We start from the raw sequence: 20,070 nt of genomic DNA, 5'->3' as shown, positions 1-20,070 counted from the left end.
CGCGTTGCCGTTCGCGCAAGCCCATCTGACCGGCCCCTACAGAAGGCGTGCGCCGCGATGGCCGAGAAGACCGCCGCCCCCGACAAGCTCACCGCCGCCGCGGCGCGCATCGGCGTGCCGGCGCCCTCCGTGCGCCTCGACGACAAGTACCGGCTCGAGCAGGGCCGGATCTTCCTTTCGGGCACGCAGGCGCTGGTGCGCCTGCCGCTGATGCAGCGGCAGTTGGATAAGGCGGCGGGGTTGGAGACCGGGTGCTTCATCTCCGGCTACCGCGGCTCGCCCTTGGGCGGCTACGACAGCCAGCTGTGGGCGGCCAAGCGGTTCCTGGATGCCGCCGGCGTGCAGTTCACCCCCGGCGTCAACGAGGACCTGGCGGCCACGGCCGTCTGGGGCAGCCAGCAGGGCGACATCTTCAACGACTTCGACCGCGACGGCGTGTTCGCCATCTGGTACGGCAAGGGGCCCGGCGTCGACCGCTCGGGCGACGCCCTGCGGCACGCCAACATGGCCGGCACGGCGCGCCACGGCGGCGTGCTGGCGCTGGCCGGCGACGACCACACGGCCAAGTCCTCCACCACCGCTCATCAGTGCGAGCACGCGCTGATGGACGCCATGATCCCGGTGCTGAACCCGGCCGGCGTGCAGGAGATCCTGGATTACGGCCTGATCGGCTGGGCGATGAGCCGCTATTCAGGTTGCTGGGTCGGGCTGAAGACGATCGCCGAAACGGTCGAGTCCACCGCCAGCGTGCACACCGATCCCGGGCGCGTGCGGATCGCCCGGCCCGAGGACTTCGAACTGCCGCCGGGCGGGCTCAACATCCGCTGGCCGGACAGCCCGCTGCAACAGGAAGAGCGGCTCCACCGGCACAAGGTCTATGCCGCGCTCGCCTTCGCGCGCGCCAACGCCCTCGACCGAACGGTCGTCGACGGGCCGAACCGCCGGCTGGGGCTGATCGCCAGCGGCAAGTCCTACCTCGACCTGATGCAGGCGCTGGAAGACCTGGGCCTGGATCTCGACGCCTGCCGCGCGCTGGGCCTCGCGATCTACAAGGTCGCCATGCCCTGGCCCTTGGAGCGCGTCGGCGTGCGCGCCTTTTGCGAGGGGCTGGACGAGGTCCTGGTGGTCGAGGAAAAGCGCGCGGTGATCGAGAACCAGCTGAAGGAACAGCTGTACAACTGGCAGGCGGACAAGCGCCCGCGGGTCACCGGCAAGTTCAACGCCGAGGGCGCCTGGCAGCTGCCCAGCTGGCACGAACTGACCCCCGCCATGGTCGCGCGCGTGCTCGCCCGCCGGCTACAAGCGCACGGCGTGCCGCCCGGCGTGGAGCGCCGGCTGACGTTCCTGGAGGCCAAGGAAAAGCAGCTGGCCCAGGAGCAGCCGCCGCTGACCCGCCTGCCCTACTTCTGTTCCGGCTGCCCGCACAACAGCTCGACCAAGCTGCCCGAGGGCAGCCGCGCGCTGGCGGGGATCGGCTGCCACTACATGGTCCAGTGGATGGACCGCAACACCGAGACCTTCACCCAGATGGGCGGCGAGGGCGTGCTCTGGATCGGCCAGGCGCCGTTTTCCAACACCAGCCACGTGTTCGTGAACCTGGGCGACGGCACCTACTTCCACTCCGGCAGCCTGGCGGTGCGCGCCTGCGTCGGCGCCGGCGTCAACGTCACCTTCAAGATCCTCTACAACGACGCGGTCGCGATGACCGGCGGCCAGGCGGTCGACGGCCCGCTCGACCCCGCGATGATCTCCCGCCAGATGGCCGCGGAGGGCGTGCAGCGGATCGAGGTGGTCACCGACGAACCCGAGAAGTATCCCAGCGGAACGCCCTGGGCGTCCGGCGTCACGGTCCACCACCGCGACGCGCTGGATCAGGTGCAGCGGTCCCTACGCGAAAGCGCGGGCGTCTCGGTGCTGATCTACGACCAGACCTGCGCGGCGGAGAAGCGCCGCCGGCGCAAGCGCGGCACCTACCCCGATCCCGACAAGCGGGTGATGATCAACGAGCTGGTCTGCGAGGGCTGCGGCGACTGCTCGGCCAAGTCGAACTGCGTCTCCGTCGTGCCGGTGGAGACCGAGCTCGGCACCAAGCGCGCGATCGACCAGTCCAGCTGCAACAAGGACTTTTCCTGCGTGAACGGCTTCTGCCCGTCGTTCGTCACGATCGAGGGCGGCGAGCTCGCCAAGCAGAGCTCCGACGGGGTGGCCGACGGCGCGACCGACCGCTGGTCGACCCTGCCGGAACCCGCGCTGCCGGCCGTGGGCGACCGGCCCTACGGCATCCTGGTGACCGGCGTGGGCGGCACCGGCGTGGTCACGATCGGCCAGCTGCTGGGCATGGCCGGGCACATCGAAGGCAAGGGCGCGAGCGTGCTCGACATGACCGGCCTGGCGCAGAAGGGCGGCGCGGTGATGAGCCACGTCCGCCTGGGCGCCCGTCCGGAGGCGATCCAGTCGACCAAGCTGTCGGCCGGCGGCGCCGACCTCGTGCTCGGCTGCGACCTGGTGGTCGCCGCGGGCCAGGAGGCGCTGGGCAAGATCGAGGCCGGGCGGACCCGCGCGATCGTCAACACGCACGAGACGATCACCGGCGATTTTACCCGCAACCCGGATTACAGCTTCCCCGGCCGGCGCCTGCAGCAACGGGTGCGCGAGGCGGCCGGCCAGGACGCCACCGAGATGCTGGAGGCGACCCGGATCGCGACCGCCCTGATGGGCGATTCGATCGCCACCAACCTGTTCATGCTGGGCTACGCATGGCAGCGCGGGACCGTGCCGCTCGCCAGGCAGTCGATTCTGCAGGCGGTCGTCCTGAACGGCGTCGCGGTGGAGAGCAACGTCCGCGCGTTCGAATGGGGCCGGCGCGCCGCCCACGACCGGAAGGCGGTCGAGGCGCTGGTCGAGCCCGCCGACGACCGTGAGACCAAGGGCTGGCACAAGCTCTCCGACAGCCTGGAGGAGACGGTCGACCGGCGCGTCGCCTTCCTGCGCGCCTACCAGAACCAAGCCTACGCCGCGCGCTACCGCCAGTTGGTCGAGCGGGCGCGGCAGGCCGAGCGCAAGGTCGATCCCGAAAGCGACGCGTTCGCCTGGGCGGTCGCGAAGAGCGCCTTCAAGCTGATGGCGATCAAGGACGAGTACGAGGTCGCGAGGCTCTACACCGACGGCCAGTTCGAGCAGCAGCTGACCCGCCAGTTCGCCAAGGCGCCGAAGGTGAAGATCCACCTGGCGCCGCCGATCCTGGCCAAGACCGACCCCACGACCGGTGAGCCGAGAAAGACCCAGTTCGGCCCCTGGATATTCCCGGTCCTGCGCGTCCTCAAGCGGTTCAAGCCGATCCGCGGCAGCGCGCTCGACCCGTTCGCGTATCTCTCCGAGCGCAAGCACGAGCGCCGGCTGCGCGACGACTACGAAACGCGCGTGGCGGAGCTGTGCGATGGCCTGACCGCGCGCAGCCTCCCCACCGCCGTCGAAATCGCCGCCCTGCCCCAGCAGATCCGCGGCTTCGGCCACATCAAGGCGCGCAACGCCGAGGCCGCCAAGGCGCGCGAGGCCGACCTGCTGGCGCAGTTCCGCGCCCCCGCCGAGCCGACGCGCCAGGCGGCGGAGTAGGGCTGGTCGCATGACCGCCGGGTGTCGGGGCTAGAGCAAGATGCTGCAAGGTGAAGCCACCTTTCAGCTGAATCTTGCTCTCTCTTCAAGCAGTTAGAGCAAGATGCTGAAGGTCGACTCGCCCTTCATCGATTTTGCTCTGGCCTCGGCCTTCTCGGTTGACCACATGCGTCGGCGGAGAGCGATCCCGCGGAGCCGGTAAGCGACGCATGACCAACCTCGAACGGGCCGCCTGGCGCACCAAATACCGGGCGATCTCCGCCTTGCTGCGGGAATACGAGTGGATCCACCGTATTCTCGGTATCGTCGGGCATGTCTGCTTCTTCGTCGGCTCGGTCTTGTTCCTGTGGGAAAGCCTGAAGCTGGCCGGCATTTGGCTGTTCGTCGTCGGGGCAGGCGGGATGATGGTCGATCGCGTCTGTTCGCTGATCGTGCACTACGAACGCCTGCGCCAGGACAGCCGCCCGCTGGTGTAGCGCGGCATGGCAGACGGCGGAACCGGCCGTCCGGCACCTCGATCTTTCTCGTTACTACGCGGGGGAAGGTTCAGCTGAAAGGGGGGGGGTCCGCCTTTCAGATCTTGCCCGCGCGCCTTGCGCCCCCAGGACCCGCCACGGCTACCCAGTCCCGGCCCGATCGCGCCGGCTTCACTTATGTTGTTTCGCCGGTCTCGGTTCGACAGGGCTGGACATTCGTTGCCTGCCAGCCGTTTCGCCAAGAAACCCGCATACCCGCCGAGTTTTAAGTCGATAAAACCTACCCTCTCCTAGAAACTTTTTCTTTACATTTCGGCTGCAAAAATCCGTCACGACTTCCAAGCGACTACGCCTATCCCAATGGATACATGAATTGATCGAAAATATCCCTTCGGTCAGGACCAACAAACGCCAAGATCGCCCAAGCACGATGCCGACCGCGGCCGCATGGGAACCGGGCTACGGCCCGGTCGAGGGGCCGCCCACCGCTGTCGACGACGGGCGCGCAGGCGGGGCAATACGCTTAACGAGGAGCAAGAAAGAGATGACCGGCTTGCCGAAACTCAACTTCAAGCTGCGCGGCCAGATCCTGGCGGGCTTCGCGCTGGTGATCCTGGTCGCCGGGGTGATCGCCGCCCAGGGCATCTGGGGGTTGCGCGATCTGGAGCGCAACTTCGACAGCTACGCCGATCTGAGCGCCGACGCGGCGCTGGTCAGCCACCTGCGGGGCGACATCGTGGAGACGATGCTGACGGTCCGCACCTGGCTGCGCACCGAGGATCCCGCGACCAAGCAGGAGGTGATCGACCTGGAGCACGCGGTCGAGGACCAGATCGCCGAGGCGCAGCAGGTGATCACGAACCCGGAGCGCGCGGACAAGGTCGATGAGATCGACGCGGCGATGCAACGCTTCCATGCCGGCTTCGACCGGATCGTCGAGCTGGTCGATCAGCGCAACGCGTTCGTGCGCTCCGGCCTGGACGAGGTCGGGCCGGCGATCCGCCAGCGGCTGACCGAGATCAGCGAAGGCGCCTACGCCAGCGGCGACTTCGCGAGCGCCAGCGAAGCCGCGCTCGCCAACCAGCACCTGCTGCTGGCCCGCCTCTACGCCACCAAGTTCCTGCTCAACAACCAGTCTGCCGACGCCGACCGCGTCGCGGCCGAACTTGGCGAAATCGCCGGCCGGCTGGACACCCTGGGCGACCGGACGGTGTCGGCCGGGCTGCAGAACGCCGACCGCCGGGCGCTGCTGGGCGAGGTGCGCGAGATGCTGCCGCGCTACCAGGCGGCGTTCGAGGGCGCGCGCGAGGCGATCGTCGAGCGCAACGCCGTGATCGAGAATGCCGTCGTCGCGGACGGCCAACGCGTCGAGCAGGGCGCCGAGGCGATCCAGGCGAGCGTGATCGCCGACGAGAAGGGGCTGAAGCAGGCGACCTACGCCGCCACCGAGACCACGCAGACGCTGATGCTGGCCGTGGCGGTCGGCGGCCTGGCGCTGGGCGCGCTGGCGGCCTGGCTGATCGGCGGCAAGATCTCCCAGAGCATCCGCCGGATCACCGACGCGATGACCCGCCTGGCCGAGGGCGCGCGGGACACCGAGATCCCGGGCCGCGGCCGGGCCGACGAGATCGGCGAGATGGCCGAGGCGCTGGAGGTGTTCAAGACCACCGCCAAGAAGCAGCTGGAACTGGCCGAGCAGCAGAAGGCCGCGGCGGAGGAGGACGCCAAGGAGGCCGCGCGGGTGCGCGAAGAGACCAAGCGTTTCCGTTCGGACGTGGCCGAGAAGCTGGAGATGCTGGGCGCGGCGTCGACCGAGCTGGAATCCACCGCGGGCGAGCTGTCGGCGGCGGCGAAGCAGACCTCGCAGCAGACCGAAACGGTCGCGAGCGCGTCCGACCAGGCCTCCGCGAACACCCAGACGGTGGCCGCCAGCACCGAGGAGCTGTCGACCTCGATCGCCGACGTCACCCAGCAGATCGAGAAGACCGCCGGGGTGGCCGACCGGGCCGATACCCAGGCGCGCGAGGCGATGAGCAACGTGCAGGAAGTGCAGGCCGGGGCCGACGCGGTCACCAAGGTGGTCGAGCTGATCAAGGACATCGCCGAGCAGACCAACCTGCTGGCGCTGAACGCCACGATCGAGGCCGCCCGCGCCGGCGAGGCCGGCAAGGGCTTCGCGGTGGTCGCGAACGAGGTCAAGAACCTCGCCACCCAGACCACCAAGGCGACCGAGGAGGTCGGCCAGCAGATCGAGCAGATGCGCGATTCCGTGGGCCGAGCGGTGCCCGCGATGCAGCAGGTCGCCGAGATCGTGCGGGAGGTCAACGAGATCGCCGGCGTGGTCGCCTCGACCGCGACCGAGCAGGCGGCGGCGACCGACGAGATCACCCGGAGCGTCCAGCAGGCGGCCGAGGGCGCGCAGCAGGTGGCCGGCAACGTCGGCGGCCTGCGCGAGGGCGCCCAGAGCACCTCGGCCGGCGCCGAACAGGTGCTCACCACCGCCGGCGACGTCGCCCGCCAGGCGACCGAGCTGCGCACCGCGATCGACCGCTATGTCGAGCAGGTGGCCGCCTAGAGCAAAATCGATGAAGGTCGAGTCGACCTTGATCGTGAATTTTGCTCTGACTGCTCGAGGAGAGAGCAAGATTCAGCTGAAAGGTGGCTTCACCATTCAGCATCTTGCTCTAACCGCGAGCTGCCCGTCCGAGAGCAAAATCGATGACAGCCGAAGCCGGCTTTGATCGTAGATTCTGCTTCTCTGGCAGCGGCAAAGCGACGGTGGGGTCGCGCGGCGCTCCACCCAATGCCGGGCGCCGATCGGTGAGCTGCCCGGTGGGGTCGCCGCGTGCGTCGGCGACCCCACCGGACCGGCACCGCCGCGCCCTAGCCGGCGGCCAATTCCGCCATCGGGATGCTGGCGGCGCCGGGGGCGTTGGCCTGGACGCGCTCGGCGATCTCCGGGTGGCAGGTGAACAGCAGCACCTGGTGGTCCGCCGCGAAGCGGGCGAGCTCGCCCGCGACCGCGGCCATCCGGTCGGGGTCGAAGTTGACCAGGATCTCGTCCAGCACCAGCGGCAGCGACGTGCCGCGCTGCGCGAACTCCTCGATCAGGCCCAGGCGCACCGCCAGGTAGAGCTGCTCGCGCGTGCCCCGCGATAGGTCGATCGGCTGGACCGGCCGGTTGTCGGCATCGATCACCCGGAAGTCCTGGCCGGCCTCGGCCTGCCGGATCTGGGTGTAGCGGCCGTGGCTGAAGGCGGCCAGCCGCGCGCTCGCCCGGGCGAACACGGCCGGCTGGCGCTCCCGCTCGAAGCGCTCCAGCGTCTCCTCGATCAGCACCCGAGCGCTTTCGTACGTCTGCCACTGGCGGTAGATCCGCTCGACTTCGCCCGCCAGCTGGTTGCGCTGGGTCTCGAGCTCGGCGATCCGGTCCGACGTCTCGACCGCCTGGCGGTCGCGGGCCGCCTCCTGTTCCCGGCGCAGGGCCTGGTCGCGCGCCTCCTGCTGGGCCGACAGGTAGGCGTCGAGCTGGGCGCGCTCGTCCGACCAGGCCTGGGCGTCGCCGCCGGCCAGCGTCTGGCGCAGCTCGGCCGCCCGGTCGGGGTCGTTGGCGGCCTCGCGCAGCACCGCCGCCTCGACCTCGCGGACCTGCTGGTAGGCCTGCTGCTCCGCCTGCACCGCCTGGGCGGCGGCGTTGAACGCCTCGATCAGCGCCTCGCCGGTCGCATCGGCCGCGCCGCCGCGCGCATCGACGATCTCGCGGGCGCTCTGTTCCCAACCCTCGACCGCCTCGCGCAGCTGGCGCAGCTTGCGCTCCAGGGTGCGCTTCTGCTGCAGGGCCGTCTGCGCGTCGCGCAGCCGCTCGGCAAAGTCGAGCACGCCTTGCGGGCTCAGCTCGTCGGCGAACCCGCGCGCCCGCTTCCAGGCGATCCAGGCGTCCTGCAGGCGTGCGCGCTCGGCCCTGGCGCTCTCCAGCGCCGTCGCCAGGCGGTCGACCTCTTGCTGGCGCGTCTCGGCGTCCTGGCGCTGCTCTTCGGCCTCCTGGACCTGCCGGTCGAGGCGGCGCCGGCGCTCCAGCTGATGGCCAAGGTCGGTGACCGCGCGGGCCAGTTCGCCCTCCCCCGGCAGGTCTTGGAAGCCGAGCGTTTCGGACGCCGCCAGCACCTCCGCCTCCAGCGTGCGCAGGCGCTCCCCCTGCTCGGCCGCCTCGGCGTTCTTGGCATCGAGGTCGGCCTGCGCGCGCTCCAGCTTGTGCGCCGTCTGCCGGCCGCGCTGGCGCAGCAAGCCGGCCACGCCGGCGAGCGCCAGCCCCGCCGCGGCCAGCGCGCCCGCGGCCACCAGCTCCCCCAGCCCGGCCAAGCCGGCCGCCAGCACGAGCGCAAGCGTCGCCGCCGCCAGCAGCCCCAGCGTGGCCGGGCGGCCCGGCTGCGCGGCGCGCAGCTCCCGCAGGCGGTCTTCGGCTTGCTGGACGGCCGTGCGCGTGTAGCCGTCGCGGTCGCGCAGGCGGGCCAGTTCGCCGACCTTGGCGCGCAGGTCCTCGAGCGCCCCCTGGCGCTGCTGCAGCGTCGCAAGCGCCGGCGGCGGCTCGCGCACGCTGTCCAGTTCGCGCACCAGCTTGTCGCGGCGCTCGGCGCTCTCCCGGCGCCGGCGCTCGGCCTCGGCGCGCTGCTCGTCGGCCTTGGTGACGGCCGTTTCGGCGTCGTTCAGGGCGCGCTCCCAGCCGCGCACCTCCTCGCGTTCCGGGATCGGCAGCGTGAAGCCCTCGACCCGCTGTTCGGTCCAGGCGTCGCCCAGGGTTGCGCGGGTCCGCCGCAGGTTCTCGTCCTCGGCCTGCAGCTGATTGGCCTGCGCGTCGGCGTCCTGCAGGCGCTGGCGCTGCAGGCCCAGGCTTTCGCGCAGGGCGTCGACCTGGCGCTGCTGGGCGTCCAGCGCCGGGTCGTCCGGCACCGGATCGATCCGCGGCAGGTCGCGCCCGCTCAGGCGGGCCAGCGTCTCCAGCGCGCGGGCGCGTTCGCACCACGGCTCCCATAGCCGCAGCAGGGCATCGAGCTCCCGGCCGCGCCCGCGCCAGTGCGCGATGTCGCGGTCCAGGCGCGCTTTCTCGTCCGCTGCCGCACGCTCGGCCGTCAGCTTGTTCGGGTAGTCGCGGGCGGCCGCGCGCGCCGCGCTCAGCTCCTGGTCGAGCTGCTTGATCTCGTCCAGCAGCTGGGCGGCCGTGTTTTTCTTCTGCCGCGGGTTCGGGGTGTAGAGCGCCCGGGCGCGCGCCTCCAGCTCTTCCGCCGCCTTGCGGGCGTCGCGGCCGGCGCCGGCGACCGCGTTGGAGAAGATCCGGTCGCGCACCCCCTCGTCGGTCAGGCTTTCGCCCTCCTGCAGTTCCCAGAGGGAAAAGCCGAACACGTTCCGGAACAGCGTCTCGTCCGCCCCACCCAGGATCTGCGCCAACTCGCCCTCGGGCACGCTGTGGCCTGCGGCGTCGGTGATCGTGGCCCGGTTGCTGCGCGACCCCGCGCGCCGGTGGATCTGGTAGCGCCGGCCGTCGTGCTCGACGAACACGCTGCCGCCGTAGGCACCGCCGCCCGGCGGTTGGTAGAGCGGCTGCTTGGCCTTGGAGCGCTTGTCCGGGAAGCCGAACAGCACGCCCCGGACGAACGCCAGCAGCGTGCTCTTGCCCGCCTCGTTCGGGCCGTGCAGCACCGACAGGCCGGGCGTCAGCTCGGGCGAGCGCTGGTCGCGGAACGCGCCGAAGCCGTCGATCTGCCAGCCGCGGATGATCATTCATCCGGCTCCAGCCGATCCAGCGCCTCGTCCAGCGCGGCCGCCAGCGTGGCCCGGTCGCTGGCCGCGTCGCTGTCCGCGACCAGGTCGCGCAGCCGCCGATCGGTCGGCCGGGCATGCGCGGCGAGAAAGGCTTCGAGCCGGTCGGCGTCGGCCAGCAGCGCTTCCGCGCGGGTCAGCAGTTCGGCGGAGAAGTCGCCGCGCCGGCGGATCGCGTCCTTGTCGAGCGGCGGGGCCGTGCGGTCGATCAGGCGGTCCCACCAGACCTGGGCGCCGCCCAGGCCCGGGCCGGCTTCCTGCAGGCTTTGCAGCAGGTCGTCCGCGCCCGCGCCCTGGCGCAGCTGGCGATGCACCGCGCCGCGCCCGGTCAGTTCGACGCGCAGGATCAGATCGCGGCCGTCCGCCGCCTCCGCGGCGTCGGCGGCGGCCGCCTGCAGGGCGTCCTGCAGCTGGCCGGCGTCCGCGATGTCGGCGACGTCGAGGGTCAGCTGCTCGAACCGCACGACGTCGAGCGGGCGGAAGCTGAGACCGGACACGCGGCCGTCGTCGACGTCGACCACGTAGGCGCCCTTGGCGCCCTGCTCGCTCGGCTTCGGGCTGCGGCCCTGCAACACACCGGAATAGACCGCGTGCACCGGGCCGTCGGCCAGCACCTGAGCGGCGTGGATGTGGCCCAGCGCCCAGTAGTCCATGCCGCCGCCGGTGAGTTCGGCGAGCTCGCACGGCGCGTAGCGGGCGTGCGCGGGGTTGTTGCCGACGTTGGCGTGCAGCAGGCCGATCGCGAACGGCGCGTCGCTGGTCTTGGGAAAGCGCGCCGCTAGGTTCTCCCCGGTCTGGGCGTGGGCGAAGCTGATCCCGTAGACCCGCGCGACCTCCCGGCCGGCGCGGGTCACCGGGACGGCCTCGACCTCCTGGGCGGAGAACACGTGCACCCCCTCCGGCCAAGCGCCGATCGCCGACCAGCCCTCCTGCACCGGGTCGTGGTTGCCGTGGACCAGGAACACCTGCACGCCGGCGCCGGCCAGCCGGGCGAACCCGTCGCGCAAGCGCAGCTGGGCGCGCAGCCCCCGGTCCGGGCCGTCGTACAGGTCGCCGGCCAGAACCAGTGCGTCCGCGTCCACCCGCAGCGTCTCCGCGACCAGCTTGTCGAACGCCGTCAACGACGCGTCGCGCAGCCGCGCCGGCAGGTCGCCGCCCAGCCGGCTCAAGCCGTCGAACGGCGTATCCAGATGCAAATCGGCGGCGTGGACGAAGCGAAAATCGGGCATGACGGCTCGGCAAGCGCCTCGCGGGCGGAGATAACTGGCGCGGAGCATGCGCCAGTTCCGGGCGATTCGGAAAGCCCGACGCCGGGGAAACGGCTGCCGGGGCAACGGCTGCCGGGGCAACGGCTGCCGGTCGGGACAATGCTGGTTTTTGTCGCGCGCGGTTACGCCGAGACGGAAACCGGGAACACGGCCTTGGCCCGGGCGAGGTACTTGGCGCGGTCGTCCAGCCCGTTCAGGCCGCCGTTGATGCGGCGGGTCACGGCCTCGAGGTCGTCGGCATCGGCGCGTGCGTTCAACCCGCGCTCGACCCAGAACCAAGTTGCCGCGCGCACGCACAGCTCGGGGTCCTCGGCGACCTGCGCGGCCGCCTCGGGGCTCGAGGTCAGGTCGCGGCCGATCGCCTGCCCGAACTCGGCATAGTTCGCCCGGCCGGTCAGCTGGATCAGCCCGCGGCCCTTGAAGCGCGGGCCGTCGCCCGGCTGGTCGTTGCCGAGGTCGGCGCGCCCCTCGTACGCCTGACCGCTGGCGATTTCCTCCAGCCAGCGCAAGGCGCCGCTTTCGTGCGCGATCTGGGCCAGGAAGTGCGCCCGGCGCAGCGGCGTATCGATGCCCGCGTCCGCCATCGCGGCCGCAAGGGGCGGGTGAAAGCGCGCGATCCGGTCGCTGGACGCCTCCGCCAGCACGCAGCCCACGCGGACCCGGCTGACACCCGCCGGCAGACCGGGGATCAGGCGCTCCAGGTCGGCGCCGTCCGGCGTCACCGGGGTGTCGGCGTCGCGGTCCGGGCGGGTCGCGGTCAGGGCATTCCAGGTTGCCGGCCCGTACAGCCCATCCTCCACCAGCCCCGCCCCCGCCGGCTGGCCGTTCAGCAGGCGCTGCAGGATTCGCACGTCTGCGCGCGCATTGACCTGGGCGGGCCCGATGGGCTGGGCGATCGGCATGGCGCTCCCCGTTGTATCAAGGATAACCAGCCTACACGCCCAGCAAGAACAATGCAAGAACGATCGCGCCTGACGGGCCGCCGCTGCGCACGATACCTCGGTTTCGTCGCGCCCCGAGGCGCGGCCGGCGCCCCTGCCCCCTGGCCATCCGGCGGCGCAGCGGCTAGAGACGGGCGACACGCCCAGATGCGTCAGCGGCGGTGCGCCCGGGGCGGGATCGGGGAACCGATCCCGGCCTTGTCCGCGCAGAGCTCGCCCTTTCGTGCCGAAGTCAGGGCGACCGCCCGCGTCCAGGAGGTTTAGTGCCGTGTCGTCCCATCCTGCCGAGCCGAGTGCCGAGACCCGCCGCATCCTGGCCGACCTGATCGCCTTCGATACGGTCAGCCGGAACTCCAATCTGGCGCTGATCGAGTACGTCCGCGCGCAGCTGGCCGAGCTCGGCGTCGAGAGCGAGTTGACCCACGACGACGCCGGGCGCAAGGCCAACCTCTACGCCACCATCGGCCCGACCGACCGCGGCGGCATCGCGCTCTCCGGGCACACCGACGTCGTGCCGGTCGACGACCAGACCTGGGCGAGCGACCCGTTCGAGCTGCGCGAAGCCGACGGCAGGCTGTACGGCCGCGGCACGGCGGACATGAAGGGCTTCCTCGCCTGTGTGCTGGCGTACGCGCCGGCGTTCGCCCGGGCCCAGCTCAGCGCGCCGGTGCACCTCTGCTTCTCCTACGACGAGGAGGTCGGGTGTCTGGGCGTGCAGAAGCTGCTGACGCCGCTGCTGCAGCGCGACGTGCGTCCGGCTGCCGCGATCATCGGCGAACCGACTGGCATGGAGGTGATCAACGCGCACAAGGGCAAGCTGTCGATGCGCGCCGAGGTGACCGGCTTCGCCTGCCACTCCGCCTACGCGCCGGACGGGGTGAACGCCGCCCTGGCCGCCGCCCGGCTGGCCGCCAAGCTCGGCGAGATCGCCGAGCGCAAGATCGCCGAGGGGCCGTTCGATCCAGCTTACGACGTGGCGCATACGACCGTGCACCTGGGCGTGCTGGAGGGCGGCACCGCGCTCAACATCGTGCCCTCGGCCGCCCGGCTGGACTTCGAGGTGCGCAACCTGCCGGGCGACGACCCGCACGTCCTGGTGCAGGAAGCGATCGATTACGCCCGCCGGGAGATCGAGCCCGCGATGCAGGCGGTGCGTCCGGGCACCGGCTTCAGCTTTGCCGAGCTGTCGCACTTCCCCGCCCTGGACACCGATCCGGGCCACGACGTCGTCGTGCTCGCCAAGGCGCTGGCGGGGAAAAACGCCACCGGTAAGGTCGCCTTCGGCACCGAAGCCGGCCGGTTCAAGGACGCCGGCATCCCGGCGGTCGTCTGCGGACCCGGGCTGATCGCCCAGGCGCACAAACCGGACGAGTTCGTCGCCCTGGACCAGCTGGCGGCGTGCGAGCGCTTCCTGGGCGGCCTGCTGGACCGGCTGAGCGGCTGAGCCGGCGATGACGACGGCGGCGAGCGAACAGGCATCCCCGCGCCATCCGGTGTGGCCGCGGGCGCTGCTGGCGCTCGCGCTCGGCACCTGCGGGGGCTGGCTCGCCAGCCTGGCCGGACTGCCGCTGCCCTGGATGATCGGGGCGATGCTGGCAACCACGCTCGCGGCCGTCGCCGGCCTTCCGGTCGCGCTGTGGCAGCGCCTGCGCGAAGGCTTCGTGGTCGTCCTCGGCGTCATGCTGGGCAGCAGCTTCACGCCCGCAATCGCCGCCCAGCTGCCGGGCTGGGGGATCAGCATCCTGATCCTGGCGGCCTACACGATCGTCTCCGGCGGGCTCGGCGCCTGGTTCTTCCACAAGGCCGCCGGCTACGACCGGATCACCAGCTACTTCTCCGCCATGCCGGGCGGCCTGTCGGTGATGATCTTCGTCGGCGAGGCGATGGGCGGCGACTCCCGCCTGATCTCGCTGACCCACGCCAGCCGGCTGTTGCTGGTGGTGCTGATCCTGCCGTTCGCCTTCCAGCTGTTCATGGGCTACGACCCGGCCGCGCGTCCGGCGGCCGGGCCAGACCTCGCCGACCTGGGCGCTTTCGACGTGGCGGTCCTGACCGCGTCCGGCGTGCTGGGCTGGATCGCGGCGCGGCTGCTGCGGGTGCCGGCCCCGGCGGTGGTCGGGCCGATGCTGTTGAGCGCCGCCGTCCACCTGGGCGGGGTGATCGAGGCCGGGCCGCCGCAGGTGCTGGTCGCGGCCGCGCAGGTCGTGGTCGGCAGCGCGCTCGGCTGCCGGTTCGCGGGAACCGCCGTCGGGCTGATCGGCCGGACCATCCTGTGGGCGGCGGGCGGCACGGTGGTGCTGCTGGGCAGCGCGGTCGCCGCCGCCTGGGCCGGCCACCTCGCGACTGGTCTGCCGGTTTTGGAACTGACGCTGGCCTATTCGCCGGGCGGACTGGCGGAGATGAGCCTGGTCGCGCTGGCGCTCGGGCTGGAGGCGGCGCTGGTCGCCACCCACCATATCGTGCGGATCTTCCTGATCGTGGTGTTCGCCCCGCTGGCCTTCCGCCTGGCCCGCGCACGTCTCAGCCGGCGGGCGCCGTGATGCCTACTCCGGCCGGGCCGCCAGGGAATCCCGGGTGCAGGCGAAGGTGCTCCCGGCCGCGAGCGGCCAGGCGCGCGGATCGGCCGGGGCGGATTCCAGCCGCTTCGCCTGGGAGCCGCTCAGGTCGGGCATGACATCGAGGCCGGCCGCCGCCTCAAGCCGGTCGACCGAAAGCATGCCGGCGCGCAGCGCCGCGGCGGTCGCCGGCATGCCGGCATTGTCGAACAGGAACGCGACCGCCCGTCCGCCCTGCGCCGGGGTGTAGGTCACCTTGTAGACCTGGGTCGGCACGTCGATGTCGGTGCCGTCGTCCCAGGGCAGCGGCGGCTCGGCCCCGGGGCCGTGGATCACGCCGGTGACGACGTAGACGGTGCCGAGCGTGCACGCCCAGGCGCGCACGTTGCCCTCCAGCTTGGCCCAGGCACCGCTGTTGAAGCCGCCGTGCTGGGGGACGACGTTGGCGGTGACGTAGGTCGCGTCCTGGGCGTCCGGGTCCCACGACATCGCCTTGGACGGCGCCAGGTGCCCGCGCGCCAGGCCGCGCGCGCCGACACCGGTGTAGTCGCCGTGGTTGGGGCTGTCGCAGCCGCCGGTCTCGACGCCCGGATCCTCGCGGAAATAGTCGTCGCGCGGCAGGCCGAGCGCCTCCACCGCCAGCATCTTGCTTCGGGAAAGGTGATAGGCCGCCCACGACGGCCCGGCGTGTTCGCGCGCATAGGCAAGCGCGTAGAAGCCCACCGCGTCCCCCGCCCGGGCGTGACACACGTAATGCGTGTCGCGACTCTCGGCGCTGCGGGCCTGGGGTGCGCCGTACGGGAGCAGGTCCCGGCACCGGCCCGCGGCACCGGAGTGGGTTACATTGCAGAGAGTTAGGACGAGGGCCGCCAGTCCGGCGCGCCAACCGATTCGCAGGATAGACATACGACTCCCCGGTGCCGGGCGCCCGACCGGCCGGACGCCTACACGGGGAAGTTGTTACACGCGGCACGGAAAGAGGCAACAACATCGCATGTTTATCTATTTAAAGTAGCACGGCGCCAGTGCGGCACCCGTCTGGCGCCCCCCCCCCGCTGTGACAAATTTGAGGCGCGGCGGTTGCCCGGCAGACAGCTTTTTGCCCTCAGCCGGTCACAGCAGGATCCCAAGTGGTTCTGTAGTCTACGGAGCATGAGGTTGCCGCCCCGCCAGGGCAGCCTCAGGCCGGGCGTCGGATCGTGTCGCAGCGGATCCGGCGCGACCGGAGGTACCCGCGGCGGCCGGTCCCTTAGGCCCCCTCGCGCCCGCGCCACCCCGCGCGGAAGCCCCCGCCGATGGACCGGCCGCCGCGGCGCCTACCCTGATTGCGTTGAACCCCGTCGGGTCCCCGCCCCGGCGGGGTTTTTCGTGTGCGGTGCGGCCCACTCACCTCCTCTCCTCCACCTGGGAGGAGAGGGCCGGGGAGAGGAGGTTCGCAGGCCATACGCCGCGGGCACCCTCCTCCCCTACCCCCTGCTCCCACGTGGAGGAGGGGGACCAGGTCGGGCACCCGGCGCGGCGCCCGCTTATCGCCTCACGCGAACTTCGCGGTGATCCCGCCGTCGACCACGAGGTCGGTGCCGGTGATGTACTTGGCCTGGTCGCTCGCCAGGAAGGTGGCGGCGTGGGCGATGTCCCAGGCGTCGCCCATCTTGCCGGTCGGGCACATCTGGTCGCGCTTGGCGATCATCGCGTCGACGTCGCCGTCGGCGTAGTGATCCTTCAGCGGTTCGCGCACCATCGGGGTATCCAGCAGGCCGGGCAGGATCGCGTTGGCGCGGATGCCCTCCTTGGCGTGCTGCAGCGCGATCTGCCGGGTGAACTGCACCGCGCCCGCCTTGCTGGCGGCATAGGAGATGTAGGGAATCCCGGTCCAATGCGTGGCCGCGATCGAGGCGATGTTGACGATCGCGCCGCGGCCCTGCGCCTGCATCGCGGGGATCGCATGCTTGCACGTCAGGAACATCGACTTGAGGTTGACGTCCATCACCCGGTCCCAGGACTCCTCGCTCGCCTCGACCGGACCGCCCAGTTCCAGGATGCCAACGTTGTTGACCAGCACGTCCAGCCGCTCCCAGGTGGCCAGCACCTGCTGCACCGCGGCCTGGACCTGGGCGCCGTCGGTGACGTCGGCCTCGAGGGCGATCGCCGTGCCGCCCTCCCGAGCGATGATCCCGGCGGTTTCCTGGGCGTTCGCCAGCTGCACGTCCAGGCACCCGACCCGCGCGCCCTCGCGGGCGCAAGCGACGGCGATCGCCTTGCCGATGCCCCAGCCGGACCCGCTGGAGCCGGCGCCGGTGACGAGTGCAGTCCGGCCGGCGAGCCGACCCTGCGCGGCGTTGGTGGCCATCTGCGTTGCCTCCCCCTTCACTGCCTCAGATCCCTCAACCACGTTCGGGGTGTGGGTTCAAGCGGACCAGGAGAATTCAACGGGAGGTGCGGCAATGAAGCGTTCCAAACGCGCCAACCGCTATCGCGCCCATCGCCAGACCGCCCGCCGGCATCGCAAGACCAGCCGGCCGACCCACAAGGCGCAGAACTTCTTCACCGGCGGCAAGTGCCGCTTTTAGAGCCAGATTCAGCTGAAAGGTGAAGCCGCCTTTCAGCTGAATCTCGCTCTCTCTTCAAGCGCGCTGGGATTACACGGTTCGGGCGGAATCGGCGCGGCCGGTCCGCATGCCTTCCCCGCTTCTGCCCGCCTCGTCACAACAAGCGGTGGGGCGCGTTCGCGCAGCGGCGCGCGAACCGGCATCGCGCCCGGCATCAGCGTGGTGGCGGAGTGTCGTAGGCGCAGGAGATCCCCCCACCGCCCGTCCTGTCGATCCGAGCGAAACCGGGGTGCCGGGGCGTCCAGCGGGGTGGTCCGCGTCCTTGACGCCCCGGTGTGGACCCCCACTTGCCCTACAGACGTTTTTGACCCGAGAGCACCGCGGTGCCTTGAGCGCGTGGCCGGCTTGCCGCACCCTACGGGTTTCGGCGCCCGCGCGCCCGCAGCCGCGCCCCAACCCGAACGCAACAGGCGGACCGCTTCATGAACGAACGCCTTCGCAAGTTTCTGCCCTTCATCATCCTCGGCCTGATCGTGGTGATGTTCCTCGCCTTCGCGCAGAGCGGCGAGCGCACCGACGTCGGCAACAGCCTGAGCTACAGCAGCTTCATCGAAAGGGTCGAAGCCGGCAAGGTGCGCTCGGTCACGATGAAGGGCGGCAACATCACCGGCACACTGTCCAGCGGGCAGAAGTTCAACACCTTCGCACCGGAGGGCGCCAACCCGACGCCGAAGCTCCGCGACAACGGCGTGCGTATCAAGGTCGAGCCGGTCGAGGATGGCCGTTCCGTCTGGTCGGTGCTGCTGTCCTGGTTCCCGATGCTGCTGCTGATCGGCGTCGTGATCTACTTCATGAGCCGGGCGCGCGGCGGCGGCGCCGGCGGGGCGATGCAGTTCGGCAAGTCCCAGGCCAAAATGCTGACCGAGGACAGCCGCAAGGCGAAGTTCGACGACGTCGCCGGCATCGACGAGGCGAAGCAGGAGCTGGAGGAGATCGTCGACTACCTGCGCGACCCCGGCAAGTTCCAGAAGCTGGGCGGCGAGATCCCCAAGGGCATGCTGCTGGTCGGGCCGCCGGGCACCGGCAAGACGCTGCTGGCGCGCGCGATCGCGGGCGAGGCGAACGTGCCGTTCTTCACCATCTCCGGCTCCAACTTCATCGAGATGTTCGTCGGCGTGGGCGCCAGCCGGGTGCGCGACATGTTCCAGCAGGCCAAGAAGAACGCGCCCTGCATCGTGTTCATCGACGAGCTGGACGCGCTCGGGCGCAAGCGCGGCGCCGGCCTCGGCGGCGGCAACGACGAGCGCGAGCAGACCCTGAACCAGCTGCTGGCCGAGATGGACGGGTTCGAGAAGAACGAGAGCGTGATCATGGTGGCCGCCACCAACCGCCCGGACGTGCTCGACCCCGCGCTGCTGCGCCCCGGCCGGTTCGACCGGCAGATCACCGTGCCCAACCCGGACGTGCTGGGCCGCGAGCAGATTCTAAGCGTGCACACCCGCCAGGTCCCCTGCGCGCCCGACGTCGAGGTGCGCAAGGTCGCCCGCGCGACCCCCGGGTTCTCCGGCGCCGACCTCGCCAACCTGGTCAACGAGGCCTCGCTGATCGCGGCGCGCGCCAACAAGCGCGTGGTCACGATGGACGACTTCGAGAAGGCCCGAGACAAGGTCCTGATGGGCGCGGAGAAGCGCTCCATGGTGATGGACGAGGCGGACAAGGAGCTGACCGCCTATCACGAGGCCGGCCACGCCATCGTCTCGCTGTTCGTGCCGGGCAACGATCCCCTGCACAAGATCACCATCATCCCGCGCGGCCAGGCGATGGGTGTCACCATGGCGCTGCCGGAGAAGGACCGCTACGGCTACCAGAAGATGGAGATCGAGGGCCGGCTGGCGATGATGTTCGGCGGCCGCCTGGCCGAAGAGTTGATCTACGGCACCGAGGACATCACCACCGGCGCCGGCAACGACATCAAGCAGGCGACCGAGCTCGCCCAGCGGATGGTCACCGAATGGGGCATGTCCGATCGCCTCGGCCCGCTGAACTACGCCGGCGGCGGCGACCAGGAGGTGTTCCTGGGCGACGGGATCTCCCGCGAGGGCCAGGTCAGCGAGCACACCGCCCGGCTGATCGACGAGGAGGTCCGCCGGGTGATCGACGAGGCCGAGGAGCGCGCCCGCACGGTCCTGACCGAGCACATCGACGACCTGCACCGCCTAGCCCGCGGCCTGCTCGAGTACGAGACGCTGTCCGCGGAGGAGGCGCAGGCGGTGATGCAGGGCCAGGACATCTCCCGCGGCGACGGCGGCAGCGGCGGCGCGCCCGCCAGCAAGCCGGCCGCCAGCGTCCCCAACGCCGGCCGCGGTTCCAAGGGCGAGGGCCGCGAAGGCGGCTGGGACCCAACCCCGCAGCCGACGTGATACGCAACCTCACGATAGTGGCACGCCGTTGAAAAAACCTGGACCGCTAAAGCGGTCCGGGTTCCCATGGTTTTATATAAACCTCAAAATTCTATGACACATATTTCAAACCATACATTGTCGGAACAATGTTGAATCCTTCCCGACAGTCCTTAGCGTATTAAACATTAAGTCGCCAAAATTGGAGGCTTCCTTCATATATTCTCCATGCTTGCTCTTGTCATAAAACTCTTGCATGAGCTGAGCCTCCCCAACTTTCGATTTTTCCAGAAATGCCGTATAAGCTGAAAGTAGTCTGTTAACACTATCGTGACTGCTCACCCCCACCGGTGAGTAGGTCAGGCGGCGGCCGGTAGAATAACGGATTGGCCAGCAAGGACGCGCCGAATGGCGGCGAGCGGGCTCAAGCCGTATAGGCGGCCGGTGTCGACGACG

At 70.6% G+C, this 20,070-nt stretch carries 12 protein-coding genes; 7 read left to right on the top strand and 5 right to left on the bottom strand.

Annotated elements, in window-relative coordinates:
- Positions 1-57 precede the first annotated feature (57 nt).
- The 3 genes from CKO28_RS16990 (at position 58) to CKO28_RS16980 (ending at position 6,663) form a co-directional block, all read left to right on the top strand.
- The gene (locus CKO28_RS16990) at positions 58-3,612 is read left to right on the top strand and encodes an indolepyruvate ferredoxin oxidoreductase family protein (RefSeq protein WP_200342001.1); all 3,555 of its coding nucleotides are present in this window, start codon (positions 58-60) and stop codon (positions 3,610-3,612) included.
- A gap of 209 nt (positions 3,613-3,821) precedes the next feature.
- Complete coding sequence (locus tag CKO28_RS16985) at positions 3,822-4,088, top strand: YrhK family protein (RefSeq protein ID WP_200342000.1); 267 nt, start codon at positions 3,822-3,824, stop codon at positions 4,086-4,088.
- 544 nt (positions 4,089-4,632) lie between these two features.
- Positions 4,633-6,663 (top strand): HAMP domain-containing methyl-accepting chemotaxis protein, encoded by a 2,031-nt coding sequence (locus CKO28_RS16980; protein WP_200341999.1) that lies wholly within the window; start codon positions 4,633-4,635, stop codon positions 6,661-6,663.
- 308 nt (positions 6,664-6,971) lie between these two features.
- Here CKO28_RS16980 and CKO28_RS16975 read toward each other — a convergent pair whose 3' ends face one another.
- From CKO28_RS16975 to CKO28_RS28490, 3 genes are all read right to left on the bottom strand, one after another.
- Complete coding sequence (locus CKO28_RS16975) at positions 6,972-9,863, bottom strand: AAA family ATPase (protein WP_200341998.1); 2,892 nt, start codon at positions 9,861-9,863, stop codon at positions 6,972-6,974.
- Positions 9,860-11,131, bottom strand: coding sequence for a metallophosphoesterase family protein (locus CKO28_RS16970; RefSeq protein ID WP_200341997.1), 1,272 nt, complete (start codon positions 11,129-11,131; stop codon positions 9,860-9,862). The genes CKO28_RS16975 and CKO28_RS16970 overlap by 4 nt, the downstream gene beginning before the upstream one ends.
- A gap of 161 nt (positions 11,132-11,292) precedes the next feature.
- Positions 11,293-12,072 (bottom strand): glycoside hydrolase family 19 protein, encoded by a 780-nt coding sequence (locus CKO28_RS28490; protein ID WP_242480618.1) that lies wholly within the window; start codon positions 12,070-12,072, stop codon positions 11,293-11,295.
- A 307-nt stretch (positions 12,073-12,379) separates the two neighbouring features.
- On the opposite strand from CKO28_RS28490, the gene argE reads away from it, so the two are divergent.
- Together argE and CKO28_RS16955 are read left to right on the top strand one after the other, a co-directional pair.
- Positions 12,380-13,555 (top strand): acetylornithine deacetylase, encoded by a 1,176-nt coding sequence (argE, locus tag CKO28_RS16960; protein ID WP_200341996.1) that lies wholly within the window; start codon positions 12,380-12,382, stop codon positions 13,553-13,555.
- Between the two features lie 7 nt (positions 13,556-13,562).
- Positions 13,563-14,651: an AbrB family transcriptional regulator gene (locus CKO28_RS16955; RefSeq protein ID WP_200341995.1), complete on the top strand. Its 1,089-nt coding sequence runs from the start codon at positions 13,563-13,565 to the stop codon at positions 14,649-14,651.
- 3 nt (positions 14,652-14,654) lie between these two features.
- Here CKO28_RS16955 and CKO28_RS16950 read toward each other — a convergent pair whose 3' ends face one another.
- Both CKO28_RS16950 and CKO28_RS16945 read right to left on the bottom strand, forming a co-directional pair.
- The gene (locus tag CKO28_RS16950; protein WP_200341994.1) at positions 14,655-15,389 is read right to left on the bottom strand and encodes a DNA/RNA non-specific endonuclease; all 735 of its coding nucleotides are present in this window, start codon (positions 15,387-15,389) and stop codon (positions 14,655-14,657) included.
- An 811-nt stretch (positions 15,390-16,200) separates the two neighbouring features.
- Entirely contained in the window at positions 16,201-17,016 is an 816-nt protein-coding gene (locus CKO28_RS16945) for an SDR family NAD(P)-dependent oxidoreductase (protein ID WP_200341993.1), read from the bottom strand.
- Between the two features lie 94 nt (positions 17,017-17,110).
- On the opposite strand from CKO28_RS16945, the gene CKO28_RS28895 reads away from it, so the two are divergent.
- Positions 17,111-17,236, top strand: coding sequence for a hypothetical protein (locus CKO28_RS28895; RefSeq protein WP_274610991.1), 126 nt, complete (start codon positions 17,111-17,113; stop codon positions 17,234-17,236).
- Positions 17,237-17,697: 461 nt separating this feature from the next.
- Positions 17,698-19,635 (top strand): ATP-dependent zinc metalloprotease FtsH, encoded by a 1,938-nt coding sequence (gene ftsH / locus CKO28_RS16940; protein ID WP_200341992.1) that lies wholly within the window; start codon positions 17,698-17,700, stop codon positions 19,633-19,635.
- Positions 19,636-20,070 lie beyond the last annotated feature (435 nt).

This window comes from Rhodovibrio sodomensis (genome assembly GCF_016583645.1).
Classification (GTDB): domain Bacteria; phylum Pseudomonadota; class Alphaproteobacteria; order Kiloniellales; family Rhodovibrionaceae; genus Rhodovibrio; species Rhodovibrio sodomensis.
This window is presented reverse-complemented; position numbering and strand designations above follow the sequence as displayed.